Source organism: Enterobacter sp. MGH 16, assembly GCF_000493175.1.
Taxonomy (GTDB): Bacteria; Pseudomonadota; Gammaproteobacteria; order Enterobacterales; family Enterobacteriaceae; genus Enterobacter; species Enterobacter roggenkampii.
In genome coordinates this window covers 1,490,363-1,508,472 of sequence record NZ_KI535695.1, presented here as the reverse complement: position 1 = coordinate 1,508,472, position 18,110 = coordinate 1,490,363, and the positions used below count along the sequence as shown (strand labels likewise).

20 protein-coding genes are annotated in these 18,110 nt (G+C 57.0%); 6 read left to right on the top strand and 14 right to left on the bottom strand.

Translation table 11 applies throughout. From position 1 onward, the window contains the following. Positions 1 to 57: 57 nt before the first annotated feature. The 7 genes from L362_RS15505 to sad all read right to left on the bottom strand — a co-directional run bounded on the left by L362_RS15505 (position 58) and on the right by sad (position 7,741). Positions 58 to 585, bottom strand: coding sequence for a GNAT family N-acetyltransferase (locus tag L362_RS15505; RefSeq protein WP_023292422.1), 528 nt, complete (start codon positions 583 to 585; stop codon positions 58 to 60). A gap of 82 nt (positions 586 to 667) precedes the next feature. Then, the gene (locus tag L362_RS15510) at positions 668 to 1,633 is read right to left on the bottom strand and encodes a sensor domain-containing diguanylate cyclase (RefSeq protein ID WP_023344142.1); all 966 of its coding nucleotides are present in this window, start codon (positions 1,631 to 1,633) and stop codon (positions 668 to 670) included. Positions 1,634 to 1,743: 110 nt separating this feature from the next. Beyond that, a complete protein-coding gene (locus L362_RS15515) occupies positions 1,744 to 3,192 on the bottom strand; it encodes a GGDEF domain-containing protein (protein ID WP_021242498.1) in 1,449 nt (482 codons plus the stop codon). Positions 3,193 to 3,305: 113 nt separating this feature from the next. Further along, entirely contained in the window at positions 3,306 to 3,662 is a 357-nt protein-coding gene (locus L362_RS15520) for a DUF4186 domain-containing protein (RefSeq protein ID WP_023344141.1), read from the bottom strand. Further along, positions 3,662 to 4,588 carry a glutaminase B gene (glsB, locus tag L362_RS15525; protein WP_008503201.1) on the bottom strand — a complete coding sequence of 309 codons (927 nt, stop codon included), beginning with the start codon at positions 4,586 to 4,588 and terminating at the stop codon, positions 3,662 to 3,664. The genes L362_RS15520 and glsB overlap by 1 nt, the downstream gene beginning before the upstream one ends. A 62-nt stretch (positions 4,589 to 4,650) precedes the next feature. Next, entirely contained in the window at positions 4,651 to 6,240 is a 1,590-nt protein-coding gene (locus L362_RS15530; RefSeq protein WP_032637730.1) for a methyl-accepting chemotaxis protein, read from the bottom strand. Between the two features lie 112 nt (positions 6,241 to 6,352). Next, positions 6,353 to 7,741, bottom strand: a complete 1,389-nt coding sequence (sad, locus tag L362_RS15535; protein WP_023344139.1) for a succinate-semialdehyde dehydrogenase — start codon at positions 7,739 to 7,741, stop codon at positions 6,353 to 6,355. Positions 7,742 to 7,839: 98 nt separating this feature from the next. Between sad and L362_RS15540 the strand changes: the two genes are divergently transcribed. Further along, on the top strand, positions 7,840 to 8,718 hold the full coding sequence (locus L362_RS15540) for a putrescine utilization regulator PtrR (protein WP_021242502.1): 879 nt from the start codon (positions 7,840 to 7,842) through the stop codon (positions 8,716 to 8,718). On the opposite strand, the gene L362_RS15545 is transcribed toward L362_RS15540, so the two are convergent. From L362_RS15545 to L362_RS15555, 3 genes are all read right to left on the bottom strand, one after another. After that, positions 8,672 to 9,154 (bottom strand): GNAT family N-acetyltransferase, encoded by a 483-nt coding sequence (locus L362_RS15545; protein WP_023344138.1) that lies wholly within the window; start codon positions 9,152 to 9,154, stop codon positions 8,672 to 8,674. The genes L362_RS15540 and L362_RS15545 overlap by 47 nt on opposite strands. Before the next feature lie 92 nt (positions 9,155 to 9,246). Further along, positions 9,247 to 10,038, bottom strand: coding sequence for a PhzF family phenazine biosynthesis protein (locus L362_RS15550; protein ID WP_023344137.1), 792 nt, complete (start codon positions 10,036 to 10,038; stop codon positions 9,247 to 9,249). Positions 10,039 to 10,066: 28 nt separating this feature from the next. After that, positions 10,067 to 10,855 (bottom strand): PhzF family phenazine biosynthesis protein, encoded by a 789-nt coding sequence (locus L362_RS15555; protein WP_023344136.1) that lies wholly within the window; start codon positions 10,853 to 10,855, stop codon positions 10,067 to 10,069. Positions 10,856 to 11,032: 177 nt separating this feature from the next. Between L362_RS15555 and L362_RS15560 the strand changes: the two genes are divergently transcribed. Then, positions 11,033 to 12,229, top strand: a complete 1,197-nt coding sequence (locus L362_RS15560; RefSeq protein WP_023344135.1) for a sugar transporter — start codon at positions 11,033 to 11,035, stop codon at positions 12,227 to 12,229. A gap of 95 nt (positions 12,230 to 12,324) precedes the next feature. On the opposite strand, the gene L362_RS15565 is transcribed toward L362_RS15560, so the two are convergent. Next, the gene (locus L362_RS15565) at positions 12,325 to 12,990 is read right to left on the bottom strand and encodes a MarC family NAAT transporter (protein ID WP_023344134.1); all 666 of its coding nucleotides are present in this window, start codon (positions 12,988 to 12,990) and stop codon (positions 12,325 to 12,327) included. Positions 12,991 to 13,245: 255 nt separating this feature from the next. Here L362_RS15565 and marR point away from each other — a divergent pair, with 255 nt between their 5' ends. The 3 genes from marR to marB are packed head-to-tail and all read left to right on the top strand — an operon-like array spanning position 13,246 to position 14,334. Then, on the top strand, positions 13,246 to 13,680 hold the full coding sequence (marR, locus tag L362_RS15570; RefSeq protein ID WP_008502236.1) for a multiple antibiotic resistance transcriptional regulator MarR: 435 nt from the start codon (positions 13,246 to 13,248) through the stop codon (positions 13,678 to 13,680). Between the two features lie 21 nt (positions 13,681 to 13,701). Beyond that, positions 13,702 to 14,082, top strand: a complete 381-nt coding sequence (gene marA / locus L362_RS15575; RefSeq protein ID WP_008502237.1) for an MDR efflux pump AcrAB transcriptional activator MarA — start codon at positions 13,702 to 13,704, stop codon at positions 14,080 to 14,082. A 33-nt stretch (positions 14,083 to 14,115) separates the two neighbouring features. Continuing rightward, entirely contained in the window at positions 14,116 to 14,334 is a 219-nt protein-coding gene (gene marB, locus L362_RS15580; protein ID WP_008502238.1) for a multiple antibiotic resistance protein MarB, read from the top strand. A gap of 32 nt (positions 14,335 to 14,366) precedes the next feature. On the opposite strand, the gene eamA is transcribed toward marB, so the two are convergent. Next, positions 14,367 to 15,272 (bottom strand): O-acetylserine/cysteine exporter, encoded by a 906-nt coding sequence (gene eamA, locus L362_RS15585; protein ID WP_021242508.1) that lies wholly within the window; start codon positions 15,270 to 15,272, stop codon positions 14,367 to 14,369. Positions 15,273 to 15,466: 194 nt separating this feature from the next. On the opposite strand from eamA, the gene ydeE reads away from it, so the two are divergent. Further along, the gene (ydeE, locus tag L362_RS15590; protein WP_023292430.1) at positions 15,467 to 16,660 is read left to right on the top strand and encodes an efflux MFS transporter YdeE; all 1,194 of its coding nucleotides are present in this window, start codon (positions 15,467 to 15,469) and stop codon (positions 16,658 to 16,660) included. A gap of 49 nt (positions 16,661 to 16,709) precedes the next feature. Here ydeE and zinT read toward each other — a convergent pair whose 3' ends face one another. Together zinT and urtE are read right to left on the bottom strand one after the other, a co-directional pair. Next, a complete protein-coding gene (gene zinT, locus L362_RS15595) occupies positions 16,710 to 17,351 on the bottom strand; it encodes a metal-binding protein ZinT (protein WP_023344133.1) in 642 nt (213 codons plus the stop codon). Between the two features lie 52 nt (positions 17,352 to 17,403). Next, the gene (gene urtE, locus L362_RS15600) at positions 17,404 to 18,102 is read right to left on the bottom strand and encodes an urea ABC transporter ATP-binding subunit UrtE (RefSeq protein ID WP_023327459.1); all 699 of its coding nucleotides are present in this window, start codon (positions 18,100 to 18,102) and stop codon (positions 17,404 to 17,406) included. Between the last annotated feature and the right edge of the window lie 8 nt (positions 18,103 to 18,110).

The following is an 18,110-nucleotide window of genomic DNA, read 5'->3' as shown; positions in this document are numbered from 1 at the left end:
AACTTAACGACCAGAAACCCTGTTTTGATCAATACGTCGCGTAGTTGTGCAGAAAAATTATAAGAACTTATAAAACACGGACGTGGACGTCATGGCACCGTCCGGCATCAGGGCATAGCGCGGGATCTCACCAACCTTTTGCCAGCCAGCACGCTGGTAGAAGGTCTCGGCCCCGCTGCCGGTGGAGGTATCGAGCACCAGCACAGAAATGTCTCTGGCCCGGGCCTCAGCCTCCAGCGCTTCCATTAACGCCATTGCGGCCCCTTTTCGACGCGCTTTTTCATGGACCAGCAGCTTCGCCACATCCGCCCGGTGCGGCTGGTTTTCCGGCTGGTCTGCGATCAGCTGCACCGTTCCAATGACCCCGTCCTGCGCATCGACGCAGGCAAGCACCAACCGCTCGCCTCGCGCGACGCTTTCGGCAATACCGCGCCAGAAAGTACGGGCCTTGTCGAGGCTAAAAGGGAGCATAAAGCTGACGGATGCCCCGCCGTTTACGCAGTTTTCGAGGATCCCGGCCAGCGCATCAAGATGGATGAGGATCTCTTCCCGGGTGAGGGTTTTGATTTGCAGTGAGGTATTCATTGTTTTTCCTTACGTTGAATACGCTCACTTTGGGTTTAACAACTTATTAACGCAAGCGGTTCGGACATAGGCTTTTATTATGTCACCGGGCGCGCTGGCGCTGCTGCTTCATGGCATACATCTTTTCATCGGCATCTTTTAACCACTGTTGCAGGTCGTTGCCGTTATGATCGAATTCACTGAGCCCCCATGAGAAGTGTAGCGACCACGGGTGAAGCTTGCGGGCGTTATAGCTTTCCACCTGCTCGGCGAGATACTGCATGGCTATCCAGGCGCCCTGCTCGTCGGTATCCGCGAACAGCACCGCGAACTCATCCCCGCCAAAACGCACCAGCATATCGGCCTCACGGAAAGCGCTGCGCATCAGCTGCGCCATAACTTTAAGCGCCTTATCGCCCTCTTCATGCCCGTAGCGATCGTTAATCTCCTTAAAGCGATCCAAATCCAGCCAGCCGAGCGTCAGCGGCTCCGCCCGGCGTCGGGCAACCGAAAGCGTAAACCGCACCAGCTGATTAAAGCCCCGGCGGTTGAATAAGCCGGTTAACTCATCCGTGGTCGCCGCGCTGATGGCGGCAAACTCATCTTCTGCCAGCGCGCCCAGGTCTCCCAGCACGGCAAGATCGGCCGCCGAGAACTCACGGGGGGCGTAATCAATCAGACACAGCGAGCCCACGCTGGCGCCGTCACGCAGGCGCAGCGGGAAGCCCGCATAAAAACGCACACGAGGTTCACCCGCCACCAGCGGATTATCCGCAAAACGATCGTCCTGCAGCATATCCCCTACCACCAGCGGTGCTTCGGTGAGGATCGTATGGCCACAAAACGAGATATTACGCGGAACGGTGTCAGGCGCCTTGCCATCGGCCGACTTCACGATCAGCGAGTGCTCATCAATGAGGTTGACCATTGCCAGCGGCACCTGGAAGAAGCGCTTCGCCAGACGCGTAAGCCGGTCAAACGCCGGGGAATTGTCGATCTCAAGCAGACCTGATTCGCGCAGCGAGTTCAGTCTGTCTGTTTCATTTTCAGGGGTTGCAGGTGCTTTCATAATGTCTCCTGACGTAAAGCGTTACTAAAAGCGTAGCTTAAACAGTGACATTGTCAGTGTTCTGACAGTCTGTTAAGCCACTTGCTATTCACGTCAATGCCTTATGACGATTAACGCAGCTCTGTTTCATGCCCGGTGGCGGCAGTAATATGCTCGTCCGCGACCCGGGCGCTGGTACGATTTCGACCCGCTTTTTTTGAACGATAGAGGTGATCGTCCGCTTCGGTCATGAGTTTGTTGAAGACCTCGGTCAACTGCCATGCCTCCGCCTTCCCGCTTCCAAGGCCAATACTGACCGTCAGAGAGAGCGTTTGCTGACGCCATGTAAAAGGATGGTTAGCGACTGTAGTTCTGATACGTTCCGCCAGTTCATAACCGTGTCGAGCGTCGCCAGAGTTGACCACCACCGCGAACTCTTCCCCGCCCATACGCGCGACCATCCCGTCTTCACCGACCACCTGCTGAACCTGCCGGGCGAATGACGCCAGCACGCGGTCGCCACACTCGTGGCCGTAGTTATCGTTGATGCTTTTGAAGTAATCGATATCCAGCAGCATAACGGTCAGGAAACGCGAATGGCGGTGCGTCTCTTCGTGTTTTAACGCCTCATAAAGCCCGGAACGCGAATAAACCTGCGTTAAAAAGTCATAATCCGCCCGCAGGGAAACCTGACGGATCAGAGAATTAATGGCCGCCATGCTGACGGAAACCAGCACCGGACAGATCGCCATCGTGGCAATACCCAGCCGGGCAGAAAACATCATTGGGGTGGTCAGCGGTGTCGCCACGGCAATATTAATCACCGAGTTGGCGACCAGAATAATTTCAATGGCGCCCGTGACAAACGTCAGCAAGCAGGTCACAGGCAATGGGTAGCGTACCGCACACCAGATAAGCGCAGGCAGTGGAAAAGAGAGGCTCCCCGCGCCGCCAATCACAACTGATGCGACCACCGAGACGATCAGCGCAATAACCGGTAATAGCTGCTCCAGACGTAACCTGAATTCGCGCACGGGCATGCCTATCGTGAGCATACACGGCACAACAAGCACGCCGGTTGAGAACTGCTCGCTAAACCAGTCGGCAAAGAGTGGCCAGAAGGTGTGGCTGTCAATCCCGACCGACCCCACCGCGCCGAGCAGTGCGCACAGCAATGCGGCAATCAGGCAGTAGTTGAACAGGCGTAATGCGTTAAGCGGATCCGGGGTTTTCTTCATCAGCCGCCTGTCACGCTGAATCAGCACGGCGACCACGACGATAAAGACCATGTTAGACAGGTTGATCACCACGGAGGCTATCCCCCAGTTGGTCGTCACCGCGTCGTACATCAGCATGGCGACATAGGATACCGCGTAGTAATGCAGGCGATTCAGAAAAACATAGCGGGCAAAGATCCCTGCCATCACGCCGTTGAGGGGCCAGAACAGCGACAAGGCCTCCACGAGACGTAATTCCGCCCCCACAAAATAGAACAAAGTGGTGAGGATAAAGATCGTCGATGCATTTCGCAGCGGCGTGTCAGGCTGGAACGGCCTGAAAGCGGTAAGAGCAGAACGCATTAAATTTCATTCCATATGAAAGCTTATGGCAGTTATTGCGGTCGTCAGCACGATCGGCGCTCACTTAGGATGAATCTATAACACAAATATAACGGGATCATAACTCGTCAAATTTAGGCGTTCATCTGGAGCACCAGCCAGTGGTGAATCACGCTGACGATATACTGCTGCTGCTTCGCGGTGAGCTGAACACCGTGAGGAATATTATGCCATTTCGCCAGACAGCCCCGACAACAGGTGGCGGTGGCATGCTGGGCGATAAATACCGGGTGACCGCGCATGGGCGTCTGTTTGCCGTCATTCGCGGGTTGTGCAGGGGCAAGGCGCTTTTCGACAAAATCAGCGGCATGCTGATCAATGGTATCGGGGCCTTTGTCCCAGCAATACTGCCGTTCCTTATCGCCTAAGCTGAAGCGCGAGCGAAACGTCGATCGCGCCAGACGGGAAAAAAGGGGATCCAGGTCAGACATCAGTAAACGGAACGTCCCATACGCTGGGTCAGTTTCTCCAGAACCGCGACACCGGCAAGGGAATTTCCCGTTTCATCCAGCTCGGGGCTCCAGACCGCAATCGCCATTTCATGCGGTACAATCGCCACCACTCCGCCGCCCACGCCCGACTTGGCCGGGAGACCAACGCGCCAGGCAAACTCGCCCGCGTTTTGATACATCCCGCTGGTTGCCATCAGCGCGTTGACCTGGCGCGCCTGCAGAGGAGAAACCACCTCCTGATCGAGGTGCGGCGCGTGCCCCTGATGCGCAAGGAACAGGAACGTCTGAGCCAGCTCAACGCAGCTCATTTTCAGGGCGCAGTAGTGGAAGTAGTTTTGCAGGACGGTCGCCACGTCGTTATGGAAGTTGCCGAAGGATTTCATCAGCCACGCGATGGCCGCGTTACGGGCAGAGTGTTCGAACTCCGAGCGGGCCACCACCGGATCGTAGGCAATGTCGTCAACCCCCGAGAGCTGGCGTACTATCTCCAGCATTCGCTGACGCGGTGCGCTGAGGCGGCTCTGCAGCATATCGCAGACCACCAGCGCCCCGGCGTTGATAAAGGGATTTCGCGGTTTACCCTGCTCGATTTCAAGCTGAAGCAGCGAGTTAAAAGGCTGGCCGGACGGATCTTTACCCACGCGCTGCCAGATTTCGTCTTCTTCATACTGGCGCATCGCGGCAACCAGACTGAGCACTTTCGAAATGGACTGAATGGAAAAACGTTCTGTTGCATCCCCTGCCTGGAATCGCTGTCCGTCAATGGTGCAGATAGCAATACCCAGCTTATTCCCGCTGACCGAGGCAAGGGCCGGAATATAGTCGGCAACCTTCCCCTTTCCAATTAACGGACGAACCTGCGCCAGAATCTCGTCCAACATCTCATTATGGATGACCGCAGCCACACTTTGCTCCTTGCCCTCAGGCTAAAACGGGCTGCGAGTATAACAGAGGCTTATGTATTGCGTCAGGCGCTAAGACGAAAACGCGAAACGGCCTGCAATAAAAGATCGGATTGCTTTTGCAGCCGCTCAGAGGCCTCCGAGGCGTCAGAGACCAGCAGGTCCGTCTGACGGGAGACCTGGTTCAGCGCCTGAAGCTGACGCGTCATCAGGTGAATACGCTCTCCCTGACTGAGCGTGGCGGTGGAGATCTCATTCAGCAAACTGCTCAAATTGCCCACCAGACCGGTGACCTGCTGCAAATTCTCCTCCATCAGGGTGACGGCACGGGAACCGTCTTCGATACCCTGCAGTGAACGGTTGATCAGCTCCTGAATGGTCTGCGTCGAGTGGCTGCTCTTTCTGGCCAGCAGTCCAACCTCCCGGGCGACGACGGCAAACCCGCGCCCCTGATTTCCGGCATGGGCGGCCTCAATGGCGGCATTCAGCGCCAGGATGTTCGTCTGAAACGCCACGCTGTCGATCATCGCCACGATCCCGCGCATTTCAGACGATCGGTCGACGATCGCCTGCATAGACGCATTTACGGTCGACATCATCTGGTCGCCGCCCACGGCTGCCTGGCGTGCTTCATCGGCCCGGGAGCTGGCGAGTCTGGCATAGCCGGTATTCCCTTCCACGTGGCTTTCCAGCGCCGCAATATGCGCCGTCACATCCTCAAGCTCTTTCGCCTGACGTGCCGACTGCTGATACAGCTTCTGGTTACCCTGCGCCAGAGAGTCAATGTTCTCCACCATGGTAGCCGTGGCGTGGCTGACCTGCGTCACCAGCTGCTGCAGGCCGTGCTGCATCGTGGCAATGCTGTCGCTAAGCCGCCCTATCTCCCGGTTGAAGCGCATGACGTTCGGCGTCGTGCCGGAGAGATCCCCTGCTGCCAGCCGGTTGATATGCGCGATGAGCCGACGCAGCGGCGTAATCACCCATCGGGACATACCGAACCAGACGACAGCAGCAATGGCGACTAACAGCAACGGGGCAAACAGGAATAACGTTTGCAGGTCAGAGAGCTGCGCCATGAGGCTCTGACGCCCCTGCATGGCCTGCTTCTCGCTTGCCTGCTGGTAGCGCGCATAGTTGTCGTTAAAATCAGTCTGAAAAGCCTGCGCCGGGACGGCAAAAAAAGCGTCGATGGTATTGGTTTTGACCAGACCTTCCGCCTGCTCTTTGATCGCGCCGTAGAAGAGCTGATAGCTGTTTACCAGGGCGTCGTCTTTCGGTGGATTCAGCGCCAGCCAGGCCTTCCACGCCTGCTGAGAAACCGTCAGCGCCTTTTGCGCGTCATCCATCAGGCTGTGCCAGCTTCCGTCGGATCCGGTCTCTTTATCCTGCATAAACCAGACCCCGGAGCGGTTAAGGAGATCGCTTGCCGCCAGCAGAGAGACGCGGGCCAGATCCAGCTTGCTCTGCTGCTGCCACGCCAGCAGGTTTTGCTGCTCGTTGCGCTGGGCTTCGTTCAGGGAGGCATTAAGCAGGAATGACGAGGAGAGCTGCAGCGCAGAGAAAAGGCCAATAATGCAAAAGATCCCTGTCAGCAGGCCAAAGTGACGGGGAGTGAGACGCTGCGCAATACGGCGAAAAATTTGCGTTAGGTTCATAATTAGCTTCATTTACAAGGCGTTAGACGCGAGCGAGTCTACGAAATGAAAATGACAGAACCATTGCAGATTAATGACAACGGCCCTCGAGATGAGGGCCGACATCACGGGATTACACGCGATCCTTCCACACCGTCTGCACGTTGCAGAACTCGTGCAACCCAAAGTGGGAAAGTTCGCGGCCAAAGCCACTTTTCTTCACGCCGCCAAAGGCCACGCGCGCATCGCTGGCGCTAAAGCCGTTGATAAACACCCCGCCGCACTCCAGCTCGCGGGAGAAGGTTTCTGCCAGCGCATCACTGGCGGTAAAGACCGTGGCAGACAGGCCAAAATCGCTGTCGTTGGCCAGCATCAGGGCATGCTCCGCGTCTTTCGCGATAGTAATGGCCGCGACCGGACCAAACAGCTCCTGCCGGAAGGCCGTCATCGCCGGGGTGACGTTCGCCAGCACGGTTGGGGCGTAATAATTCCCCTCACCGCTGATTTTCTCACCGCCCAGCAGCAGCGTTGCACCTTCCGCCAGCGTCGCCTGCACCTGCTGATGGAGTTCATCGCGCAGGTCAAAACGCGCCATCGGGCCAATATAGTTTTCTTCCTGGTCCGGCGCGCCCAGCTTCAGCGCAGCAACCGCATCGACAAAGCGCTGGGTAAAGGTCTTCGCAATACCCTCTTCCACAATGAAGCGTTTGGCCGCCGCGCACACCTGCCCGGTATTCTGGTAGCGGCCTGCTACCGCCGCCTTCACGGCAAGATCCAGGTCGGCATCGTTGAGGACGATGAACGGGTCAGAGCCGCCCAGTTCGAGAACACATTTTTTCAGCGCGGCCCCCGCCTGAGCACCAATGGCAGCCCCGGCACGCACGCTGCCGGTGACGGTCACCGCCGCAATACGACGATCGTTAATCGCCTGGCTGACGCCGTCATTGGTGGCGTTTACCCAGCCGAACACGCCTTCAGGGAAACCGGCATCCGCAAAGATCTGCGCGATAAGCTCCGCCGAGCCGAGGACGTTGGGCGCGTGTTTGAGCAGATAGCTGTTACCTGCCAGCAGAATCGGCACCGCGCCGCGCAGCACCTGCCAGAGCGGGAAGTTCCACGGCATGACCGCGAGGATCGGCCCCAGCGGACGGTATTCAATGACCGCATTCTGGTTTTCGACCAGCGTCGGTTCCGCCTGCAGCATCGCCGGGCCGTGCTCGGCGTACCAGTCGCACAGGCCAGCGGATTTCGCCACTTCCGCCCGCGCCTGCTGAATGGGTTTGCCCATTTCACGGGAGATCGTCTGCGCCATCTCTTCAGCGCGATGACGCAGCGCGGCGCCAAGATCGCGCAGCTTTTGCGCCCGGTGGGAGACGCTTTCGCGACGCCACTGGCGATAGCCCGCGTCGGACTGAGAAATCGCGCGTTCAACCTGTTCCGGTGTCGCCCACGGATACGCGGCGAGGGTTTCACCCGTGGCCGGGTTGACAGAGAAGGCATGTGTTGCAGAGGAATAAGTCATGGTGATCTCCACGTTTTTCGGTTGATTAATTGTGGCCCACTCTGCTATTTCTTAAAAATGAATAATACTAACCACATTATTCACGAAACGAGAACATTATGGATTTAACCCAGCTTGAGATGTTTAACGCCGTCGCGCTGACGGGCAGTATCACCCAGGCGGCGCAGAAGGTGCATCGCGTGCCGTCTAACCTGACGACCCGCATTCGCCAGCTGGAAGCCGATCTGGGCGTTGAGCTGTTTATTCGTGAGAACCAGCGTTTGCGTTTATCCCCGGCTGGCCATAACTTCCTGCGCTACAGCAAGCAGATCCTCGCCCTGGTGGATGAAGCGCGCATGGTCGTCGCGGGGGATGAGCCGCAGGGGTTATTTGCCCTCGGCGCGCTGGAAAGTACCGCCGCCGTGCGCATTCCGGAAACGCTGGCACAGTTTAACCAGCGCTATCCGCGCATTCAGTTTGCCCTTTCGACCGGGCCGTCCGGGACGATGATTGATGGCGTACTGGAGGGAACCCTCAGCGCCGCCTTCGTCGACGGGCCGCTGTCGCACCCGGAGCTGGAAGGAATGCCGGTCTATCGGGAAGAGATGATGCTGGTCACCCCTGCCGGGCAGGCGGAAATCTCACGCGCCGCGCAGGTGAGCGGCAGCGACGTTTATGCCTTTCGCGCCAACTGCTCTTATCGCCGGCACCTGGAGAGCTGGTTTCACGCTGACCGCGCCGCGCCCGGCCGCATTCACGAGATGGAGTCCTATCACGGCATGCTCGCCTGCGTCATTGCGGGCGCGGGCATCGCGCTGATGCCGCGCTCGATGCTGGAGAGTATGCCCGGGCATCATCAGGTTGAAGCCTGGCCGCTGGCAGAAAACTGGCGCTGGCTCACCACCTGGCTGGTATGGCGACGCGGGGCAATGACCCGCCAGCTGGAGGCCTTTATAGCGCTGCTAAACGAACGTCTTCAACCAGCGCCTTCTCCATAAACAGGCTGAGCGGATCGTCAACGTAAGGGGGAAACGCCGGACGCAAATCGTATCCGCACTGTTCATAAAGACGCACCGCGGCGCGCTGCTTGATGCCCGTCTCCAGCCGTACCGTATGGCAATGACGGCTCAGGGCCTCATCTTCCAGGGCGGCCAATAGCGTCTCCCCAAGGTGCTGCCCACGATGGGCCGGATCGATATAGACCCGCTTCATCTCCCCCGTACCGTCGCCGTTGAGCACGATGGCGCCACAACCAACGGCCTGAAGCTGCTGGTCGCGAATGACCATCAGGATCAGCGAAGCTTCCGGCAGCGCAGCCAGATCGATCAGATGATTGCTTTCAGCGGGATAGAGTTCGCTCTGATAGCGGTCCAGCGCCGCGATCAGGCTGAGAATGTCCGGGTGACGTGCAGATTCAGAGGTAATGGAATACATGGCAGGCTCCTTGCTTTTTTTGTGAGGCTAAATGTCAACATAGCGCAGGCCTGCCGGGGTGCTTCATACAATTAACTTATCGTACCGCTCCGTTAGCGCAAAAAGATTTTCCCTTTCAGGTACAGGGTGGCCTGACCGCCAATCAGCACGCGGTCGCCCTTCATTTCGCAGCGCAGATCCCCGCCACGGTGCGCCCCCTGGTGGGCATAAAGTGACGTTTTACCCAGTTTTTCGCTCCAGTAAGGGATCAGCATGCTGTGGGCGGATCCGGTAACCGGATCTTCCGGCACCCCTTCCCCCGGGCAGAAGAAGCGGCTGACGAAGTCATATTTTTCGCCCGGCGCCGTCACGCAGACCATTTTATCCAGCGGGATCATCGCCCCAATATCCGGCGTTAACGCTTCCACCTGCTGCTGGCTCTCCAGCACCACCAGGTAATCACGTCCGACGCGCACCTCTTTTGCGTCTGGGATGCCCAGCGCGCTAAACAGCAGCGCAGGTGGGTTCTCGACCACCTCCGTTGACCACGCGGGGAAGTTCAGCGTCAGCCAGTCGCCGCTGCGTTTCACCGTCAGCTCGCCCACGAAGCGCGTGGTGAAGGTAATTTCAGTGTGCGGATAGTCAAGGTATTCGAAAATAACGTGCGATGCGGCAAGCGTAGCATGGCCGCACAGGTTAATTTCATCGAGCGTGGTAAACCAGCGCAGTTCAAACCCACCGGCGGTGCGTACAAAAAAGGCGGTCTCAGACTGGTTATGCTGCTGCGCCATTTTGAGCAGCGTCTCGTCCGGCAGCCACGCTTCCAGAGGACATACCGCTGCCGCGTTGCCGCCAAAGGTTTTGTCGCTGAAGGCATCCACCAGATAAAAATCAATTTCCTGCATTGTCTCTTCCTCTCTTGTTATGGGTTATTTAGCGCAGAAAAACAGTGCCTTTCAGATAAAGTGAAGCCTGTCCGCTCATCAGCACGCGCGAGCCTTTCAGCTCACAGCGCACGTCGCCGCCGCGCGCGGAAACCTGACGGGCAAGCATGGCTGTTTTCCCCAACCGTTCACCCCAGTATGGGATCAGCATGGTGTGCGCGGAGCCGGTGACCGGGTCTTCCGGAACGGATACCCCGGGGGAGAAAAAGCGGCTGACAAAATCGTATTCCCCCTCACCCCGTGCCGTCACGCTCACCTTATGCTCACCCGGCGTCATCGCCGAAAAGCGTGGCGCGAGTGCTTCAACCTGCTGGCGATTGTCCAGCACGATCAGCCAGGCGCGCCCTTTGCGTGCTGCAACGTAATGACGGATACCGAGCGCCGAGAGCATCTCCGGCGGCGGCGTATCTTCATGGGTTGGACATGCCGGGAAGTCCAGCGTCATCCACTCCCCCTCCCGGCTGACCGTCAGGCGGCCAGAGGCGGTATCAAAGTGGATCCGCGAGTCGGGGTATTCCAGTTCATTAAACAGAACGTACGCGGCGGCAAGGGTGGCGTGGCCGCAGAGATTGACTTCGGTAAGCGTGGTAAACCAGCGTAGCTCAATGCCTCCTTTAGTGCAGACGAAAAAGGCCGTTTCCGACTGATTATGCTGCTGTGCCATTTTCAGCAAGGTCTCATCGGGTAACCATTCCTTGAGCGGACAAACGGCGGCCGGGTTGCCGCCAAACGTGGTATTGCTGAACGCATCGACCAGATAAAAATCAATCTCCTGCATTGTCTTACCGCCTGTTTTTATTGTGTTGTTCTTTTATATTCAATGAAAACAGCGCTCCCGGCTACCGCTTTCATAAGGTAAATATTGAGATCTGCGTCACATAATGGTTGAGTTTTCGCCATTCAACGTTTTAAGATCGTCTCCTCTTCTTTTCAGCAACGAATCTCCGACATCCCTATGACAACGAACACAGTTTCCCGCAGGGTTGCGTGGCTACGCGTGGTCACGCTGGCCATTGCCGCGTTTATTTTTAACACCACAGAATTTGTGCCGGTTGGGCTGTTGTCTGACATCGCCAACAGTTTCCAGATGGAAACGGCGCAGGTGGGCATTATGTTGACCATTTACGCCTGGGTGGTGGCGCTGATGTCCCTGCCGTTCATGCTGCTGACCAGCCAGATAGAGCGGCGCAGGCTGCTGATCGGTCTGTTTGTCTTGTTCATCGCGAGCCACGTGCTGTCGTTTATGGCGTGGAATTTTACGGTGCTGGTCATCAGCCGCGTCGGTATCGCCTTTGCCCATGCGGTGTTCTGGTCGATCACCGCGTCGCTGGCGATTCGCCTGGCACCGGCGGGTAAACGCGCGCAGGCGCTAAGCCTGATTGCTACCGGTACCGCACTGGCGATGGTGCTGGGCCTGCCGATTGGCCGCATCGTGGGGCAATACTTCGGCTGGCGTACCACCTTCTTCGCCATCGGCATGGGCGCGCTGGTGACGCTGGTGTGTCTGATTAAGCTGCTGCCCGCGCTGCCGAGCGAGCATTCCGGCTCGCTGAAAAGCCTGCCGCTGCTGATGCGTCGCCCTGCGCTGCTGAGCATCTACCTGCTGACCGCCATCGTGGTAACGGCCCATTACACGGCGTATAGCTACATTGAGCCGTTTGTGCAGGTGGTAGCAGGCTTTAGCGCCAACTTTGCCACCGTCTTACTGCTGATCCTCGGCGGCGCGGGGATTATTGGCAGCGTGCTGTTCGGCAAGCTGGGTAACCGGCATGCCTCATCGCTGGTGAGCAGCGCTATCGGCCTGCTGCTGGCCTGTCTGCTGTTGCTGATGCCCGCCGCGGGCAGTGAAAGCCATCTGGCGATCCTCAGCCTGTTCTGGGGCGTGGCGATCATGATTATTGGCCTGGGCATGCAGGTGAAGGTGCTAGCCCTGGCGCCGGATGCGACGGACGTCGCCATGTCGCTGTTCTCGGGAATTTTCAATCTGGGGATTGGCGCGGGTGCGCTGGTGGGAAACCAGGTCATCCTGCACGTGTCGATGTCGGCGATTGGCTATCTGGGTGCCATTCCGGCCCTGATGGCGCTGATCTGGTCCGTGCTTATCTTCCGTAAGTGGCCGGTGGCGCTGGAGGAACAGGGGCAGCACGGGTGAGGTTTGTTTGTGCCGGGTGGCGCTGCGCTTACCCGGCCTACAAAAAGACGGGTTTCGTAGGCCGGGTAAGGCGAAGCCGCCACCCGGCAATGAACTTAATGATAGGTCTTAATAATCTCCAGCACGCCGTTAATAATAAACTGCACGCCCATACAGACCAGTAAGAAGCCCATCAGGCGGGAAATCGCCTCGATACCGCCCTTGCCTACCCAGCGCATGATGGCGCCGGAGCTGCGCAGCGATGCCCACACGATAATCCCGATAATCGCAAAAATCAGCGGCGGTGCCACCGTCAGCACCCAGTCCGGGAAGGTTGCGCTGTCACGCACCGTCGACGCGGAGCTGATGATCATCGCGATGGTCCCCGGCCCCGCCGTGCTCGGCATGGCAATCGGCACGAAGGCGATATTCGCGCTCGGTTCGGTTTCCAGTTCTTCCGATTTGCTGGTCGCTTCCGGCGACTCATGCGCTTTTTGCGCCGGGAACGGCATGCGGAAACCGATAAAGGCCACGATCAGCCCCCCGGCGATGCGCAGGCCGGGGATGGAAATCCCGAAGGTATTCATCACCAGTTGCCCGGCGTAGTAAGCCACCATCATGATGGCAAACACATACACCGAGGCCATCATCGACTGATGATTGCGCTCGGCGCTGTTCATGTTCCCTGCCAGCCCGAGGAAAAGCGCCACCGTCGTTAACGGGTTAGCCAACGGCAGCAAGACCACCAGCCCAAGGCTGATTGCTTTAATCAAATCCAACATAGTGCGTTGTCGTCCTTATCCATATTTAACACAGCAATTATAGGGGGAAAGTGTGACATTCAGCCATGGGCGCAACGTAACGATTATTTTCCTTCTGAAAAGATAACAGGAAGTTATCCCTATGATTTGAAACACCTTAAAAAAAGTTCATGAAACGTTTTAGCAATTCGTGGCATCGGCTGATTCATTCAGTTGACTTATACTTGCCTGAGCAATAATATCTGCCGTGACTAATTACTTGCCAGGGCAACCATTGTGAAAAGCACCAGTGATATCTTTAACGACGTTGTTCCGCTGGGTCGTCTTATTCATATGGTCAATCAGAAAAAAGATCGCCTGCTCAATGACTATCTGTCACCGCTGGATATCACCGCAACACAGTTCAAAGTGCTGTGTTCCATTCGCTGCGAAGTGTGTATCACGCCGGTTGAGCTGAAAAAGGTGCTCTCTGTCGATCTGGGTGCGTTAACCCGCATGCTCGATCGTCTCGTCTGCAAAGGATGGATAGAACGAAGCCCTAACCCGAATGACAAACGCGGCGTACTGGTGAAGCTGACCAGCGATGGCGCGGCCATGTGCGAGCAATGTCATCAATTAGTAGGACAAACACTGCATCAGGAACTAACAAAAAACTTAACGGCAGATGAAGTGGCAACCCTTGAGCTTTTGCTGAAGAAAATCCTGCCGTAAACAGAAAAAAGAGGTATGACGATGTCCAGACGCAATACTGACGCTATCACCATTCATAGCATTTTGGACTGGATCGAGGATAACCTGGAATCGCCGCTCTCCCTTGAAAAAGTGTCAGAGCGTTCGGGTTACTCCAAATGGCACCTGCAACGGATGTTCAAAAAAGAGACCGGCCATTCATTAGGTCAATATATTCGCAGCCGCAAGCTGACGGAGATTGCCCAGAAACTGAAAGAAAGCAATGAGCCGATCCTTTATCTGGCGGAGCGTTACGGATTTGAATCGCAGCAAACCCTGACGCGTACGTTCAAGAACTATTTTGACGTGCCGCCTCATAAGTACCGAATCACCAGCGTGCCGGGCGAATCCCGATACCTGTATCCGTTAAAACACTGTAGTTAATCATCGCCTGTCACAGACGTAACCGAGGAAATCATGAAAGTTATCGCCTCCGCCGCCCTCGCCTTGCTGGTGCTGTTCTCCAGCCAGACCTTCGCGGAGCAAACCCCTCGTGCAACGCAGCAAAATAATCCTGATACGATGATTTTGCCGTCCGCACATGACCAGTCGCCCTATGATTTCAACCACATGGGTGCTGGTAGCGACAAATCCGACGAATTAGGCGTGCCTTATTATAATCAGCACGGCTTCTGATTCGTTTTTGCCCCGCAGACGCGGGGCTTTTTTTATGCCTTTTCGCTTACCCGCGTCGTCCGACGCACCCGCAGACCAAACACGTTAATGTACAGCCCGGCCATGATCAGCACGGCACCCAACAGCTGCAGCGCGCTTAGCGTTTCATCCAGCAATATCGCCGCACTGGCAAGCCCTACCACCGGCACCAGCAGAGATAACGGCGCAACGCGCCAGGTCTCATAACGCCCCAGCAGCGATCCCCAGATCCCGTAGCCCACAATGGTGGCGACAAAGGCCAGATAGACGAGAGACAGGATCGTGGTCATATCGATGTCGACCAGACTGTTCAGCATCACCGCCGGACCGTCCAGAATACTCGACGCCAGCAGAAACGGGATAACCGGGATCAGTGCGCTCCACACCACCAGCGACATCACCGCCGGGCGCGCCTCGTGCTGCATGATCAGCTTGTTGAAGATATTCCCGCAGGCCCAGCTCAGCCCCGCCGCCAGCGTCAGCATAAACCCGAGCAGCGCCACGTGCTGACCATTCAGGCTGGCCTCGATCAGCACCAGCACGCCAAACACCGCCAGCGTGATCCCCGCCAGCTGTTTGCCCTGCAGGCGCTCGCCAAACACAAACGCCCCGAGAATAATGGTAAAGAACGCCTGCGCCTGTAACACCAGCGAGGCCAGACCGGCCGGCATACCGAACTTGATGGCGCAAAAGAGAAACGCGAACTGGCCAAAGCTGATGGTCAGACCGTAGCCCAGCAGCAGTTTAAAGGGGATCTTTGGACGCGCCACAAAGAAGATGGCCGGGAAAGCGACCAGCATAAAACGTAAGCCGGCCAGCATCAGCGGCGGCATGTTGTGCAGCCCCAGCTTAATGACCACAAAATTGAGCCCCCATACTACGACCACCAGCAGTGCCAGCAGCCCGTCTTTCCGCGTCATATCCCGCCCCTGAATTATTAATAATTTGTTAACACTTCAAGGTAACAGAAAAAAGTGCGTCACGAGAAGATCATTATTTCTGGCAGGCAGCTGAAGCACTTAGGGATAAATCGGGTGCTATACAAGCCCCTTATGTCATGGTAATCCTGTTAACACACATCGAATAAAAGCATAAGCAACTGTCGGGCAGGAATATGAAACCATCTCTCAGGCGCTCAACCGCAGCGCTGCTGGCATCGTCATTGTTGTTAACCATCGGTCGGGGGGCAACGCTGCCGTTTATGACCATTTATCTCACGCGCGTCTACAGCATGAGCGTCGAGAATATTGGTTATGCCCTGACCGTGGCGCTGACCATTGGCGTGGTGTTCAGCCTGGGATTTGGCATTCTGGCCGATAAGTTTGATAAAAAACGCTACATGCTGATCGCGATTGTGGCGTTTATCGCCGGATTTGTGGCGATCCCGCTGGTCAATAACGTCACGCTGGTGGTGCTGTTTTTTGCGCTGATCAACTGCGCCTACTCCGTCTTTTCGACGGTGCTAAAAGCCTGGTTCTCCGACGTGCTCACCTCCAGCCAGAAGGCGCGGGTCTTCTCGCTAAACTACAGCTTCCTGAACATTGGCTGGACGGTCGGCCCGCCGATTGGCACCCTGCTGGTGATGTACAGCCTGCAGCTGCCGTTCTGGCTGGCAGCCTTCTGTGCCGCCCTGCCGCTGGGCTTTATCCACTTCTTTGTGCAGAAAAGCGTGGCGTTAGATACCGCCGAGGAGAAGACGCCGTGGCAGCCGTCGGTCTTGCTGAAAGACCGCGCGCTGTTCTGGTACACGCTCTCTGGCCTGCTGGCGTCGTACGTGGGCGGATCGTTCGCGAGCTGTATTTCGCAATACGTTCTGGCCGCACATGCGGACAGTGATTTCGCCGAAAAGGTGGTCGCCGTGGTGCTGCCCGTCAACGCCGCCGTGGTGGTAACGCTGCAATATGCGCTGGGCCGTAAGATCTCAGCCAGCAATATCCGCCCGCTGATGTCCCTCGCCACCCTGTTTTTTATCGTGGGGCTGGGCGGCTTTATGCTCTCCGGGGAAAACCTGGTTTACTGGGGCATCGCTGCCGCCATCTTTACGCTGGGTGAGATTATCTATGCCCCGGGTGAATACATGCTGATTGACAACATTGCGCCACCGGGAATGAAGGCGAGCTATTTCTCCGCGCAGGCGCTGGGCTGGCTCGGCGCGGCGGCAAACCCGATGATCACCGGCATCATCCTGACCAACCTGCCGCACTGGTCGCTGTTTGTGATTATGATGGCCGCGATTATTGTGGCGTGGCTGATGATTTTGCGCGGGATGAGCGTGAAGGCATGGTGCGAGTCACCCAAAGCGGCGTAGCAAATGTAGGCCGGGCAAGGCGAAGCCGCCACCCGGCAAAAGCAAAAACCTAGTGGTGCAACATCTCCTCCACCACCTGCTCTTTATACATCTCGTTCGGATAATAGGTCGGCCAGTTATCCATCTCTTTCAGCAGCGCCTCGTGGGAGGTATTGCCCATGAAAATATGGAAGTGCGAAGAGGCCTTCGGTCCGATGGTATGGTCGCTGAACTGGACAAACTTCGGCGCCTTGCTGCTGGCGTCCTTGCACTCAAAGAGATAGCGCACGCCTTTCTTGCCTGACGCGTAGGTCAGAATTTTGTAGCCGCTGTAATCATACTGGCAGCGGCTGACCGTTTTCCCCTGATGGAATTCCATCACGTTATTTTCGATGCCGATGGCATCCACGTCCGTCGCATAACCCGTGCGGTAGTAGGCTTTCACCTCATCAAAGGATTTGCTTTTATCCTTCTGCGCTTTCTGCTTAAAGACCGGATCCAGCGAACCATCGAGCAGGAACGGATAGACCGACTGCCAGGTGCCGTCCCAGTCAGACAGCGCTCTGTCCTTCACGTCTTTATCCTCAAACACGCCGTTCGCCGCCTTCTGTTCCGCTTCGGTCATCTGGTGGCCGTGCGAGTGAGCAAACAGCTGGCCGCTGACCAGCAGCGCCCCCAGAGTCATGGCAAATTTCCCAATATGTGCAGCCAAAGTAACGCCCTCATTCCGTTTTATAAGAATGAGGATGTTATATTATAACATTTCAGATCGCAACCAGCCCGCGAACGCCCTCCTGCTCCATATTTTCACCCCGCCCGCGCTGAATAATGGTGCCGCGGGACATCAGCAAATAGCTGTCGGCCAGCTCGGCGGCAAAGTCGTAAAACTGCTCAACAAGCAGGATCGCCATGTCGCCTCTGTTTGCCAGGGTGCGGATCACGTGGCCGATCTCTTTAATGACGGAAGGCTGTATGCCTTCCGTCGGTTCATCCAGGATAAGCAGCCGCGGACGACTCGCCAGCGCGCGACCAATCGCCAGCTGCTGCTGCTGCCCACCCGAGAGATCGCCCCCGCGACGGTGCTTCATCTCTTTGAGCACCGGGAACAGCTGCCAGATCTCCTCCGGCACCTGCTTCGCCTCGCGGGCGGAAAACCGCGATAGCCCCAGCAGGAGATTCTCCTCCACGGTCAGGCGCGGAAAAATCTCGCGTCCCTGCGGGACATACGCCACGCCAGACTGCACCCGCTGGTGCGGTTTGCTGTGGGTAATCGTTTTCCCCTGCCAGATGACCTCCCCGGTTTTCGCCGGGATCAGCCCCATCAGACACTTCAGCAGTGTGGTTTTCCCCACGCCGTTGCGCCCCAGCAGGCAGGTGACTTCGCCGGTGACGGCCTCAAAGCTCACGCCGCGCAGGATATGGCTGCCGCCGTAATACTGATTCAGTTCGTTGACCTGTAACATTCCCTCTC

Bases quoted from the DNA above. Each gene is read 5' to 3' on its own strand.
- L362_RS15530 (WP_032637730.1), bottom strand. From the start codon at position 6,240: ATGAACCTAACGCAAATTTTTCGCCGTATTGCGCAGCGTCTCACTCCC.
- ydeE (WP_023292430.1), top strand. From the start codon at position 15,467: ATGAAACCATCTCTCAGGCGCTCAACCGCAGCGCTGCTGGCATCGTCA.
- L362_RS15540 (WP_021242502.1), top strand. From the start codon at position 7,840: ATGGATTTAACCCAGCTTGAGATGTTTAACGCCGTCGCGCTGACGGGC.
- marA (WP_008502237.1), top strand. From the start codon at position 13,702: ATGTCCAGACGCAATACTGACGCTATCACCATTCATAGCATTTTGGAC.
- L362_RS15550 (WP_023344137.1), bottom strand. From the start codon at position 10,038: ATGCAGGAAATTGATTTTTATCTGGTGGATGCCTTCAGCGACAAAACC.
- L362_RS15515 (WP_021242498.1), bottom strand. From the start codon at position 3,192: ATGCGTTCTGCTCTTACCGCTTTCAGGCCGTTCCAGCCTGACACGCCG.
- L362_RS15555 (WP_023344136.1), bottom strand. From the start codon at position 10,855: ATGCAGGAGATTGATTTTTATCTGGTCGATGCGTTCAGCAATACCACG.
- L362_RS15520 (WP_023344141.1), bottom strand. From the start codon at position 3,662: ATGTCTGACCTGGATCCCCTTTTTTCCCGTCTGGCGCGATCGACGTTT.
- L362_RS15510 (WP_023344142.1), bottom strand. From the start codon at position 1,633: ATGAAAGCACCTGCAACCCCTGAAAATGAAACAGACAGACTGAACTCG.
- L362_RS15505 (WP_023292422.1), bottom strand. From the start codon at position 585: ATGAATACCTCACTGCAAATCAAAACCCTCACCCGGGAAGAGATCCTC.
- marB (WP_008502238.1), top strand. From the start codon at position 14,116: ATGAAAGTTATCGCCTCCGCCGCCCTCGCCTTGCTGGTGCTGTTCTCC.
- sad (WP_023344139.1), bottom strand. From the start codon at position 7,741: ATGACTTATTCCTCTGCAACACATGCCTTCTCTGTCAACCCGGCCACG.
- eamA (WP_021242508.1), bottom strand. From the start codon at position 15,272: ATGACGCGGAAAGACGGGCTGCTGGCACTGCTGGTGGTCGTAGTATGG.
- L362_RS15565 (WP_023344134.1), bottom strand. From the start codon at position 12,990: ATGTTGGATTTGATTAAAGCAATCAGCCTTGGGCTGGTGGTCTTGCTG.
- L362_RS15560 (WP_023344135.1), top strand. From the start codon at position 11,033: ATGACAACGAACACAGTTTCCCGCAGGGTTGCGTGGCTACGCGTGGTC.
- L362_RS15545 (WP_023344138.1), bottom strand. From the start codon at position 9,154: ATGTATTCCATTACCTCTGAATCTGCACGTCACCCGGACATTCTCAGC.
- urtE (WP_023327459.1), bottom strand. From the start codon at position 18,102: ATGTTACAGGTCAACGAACTGAATCAGTATTACGGCGGCAGCCATATC.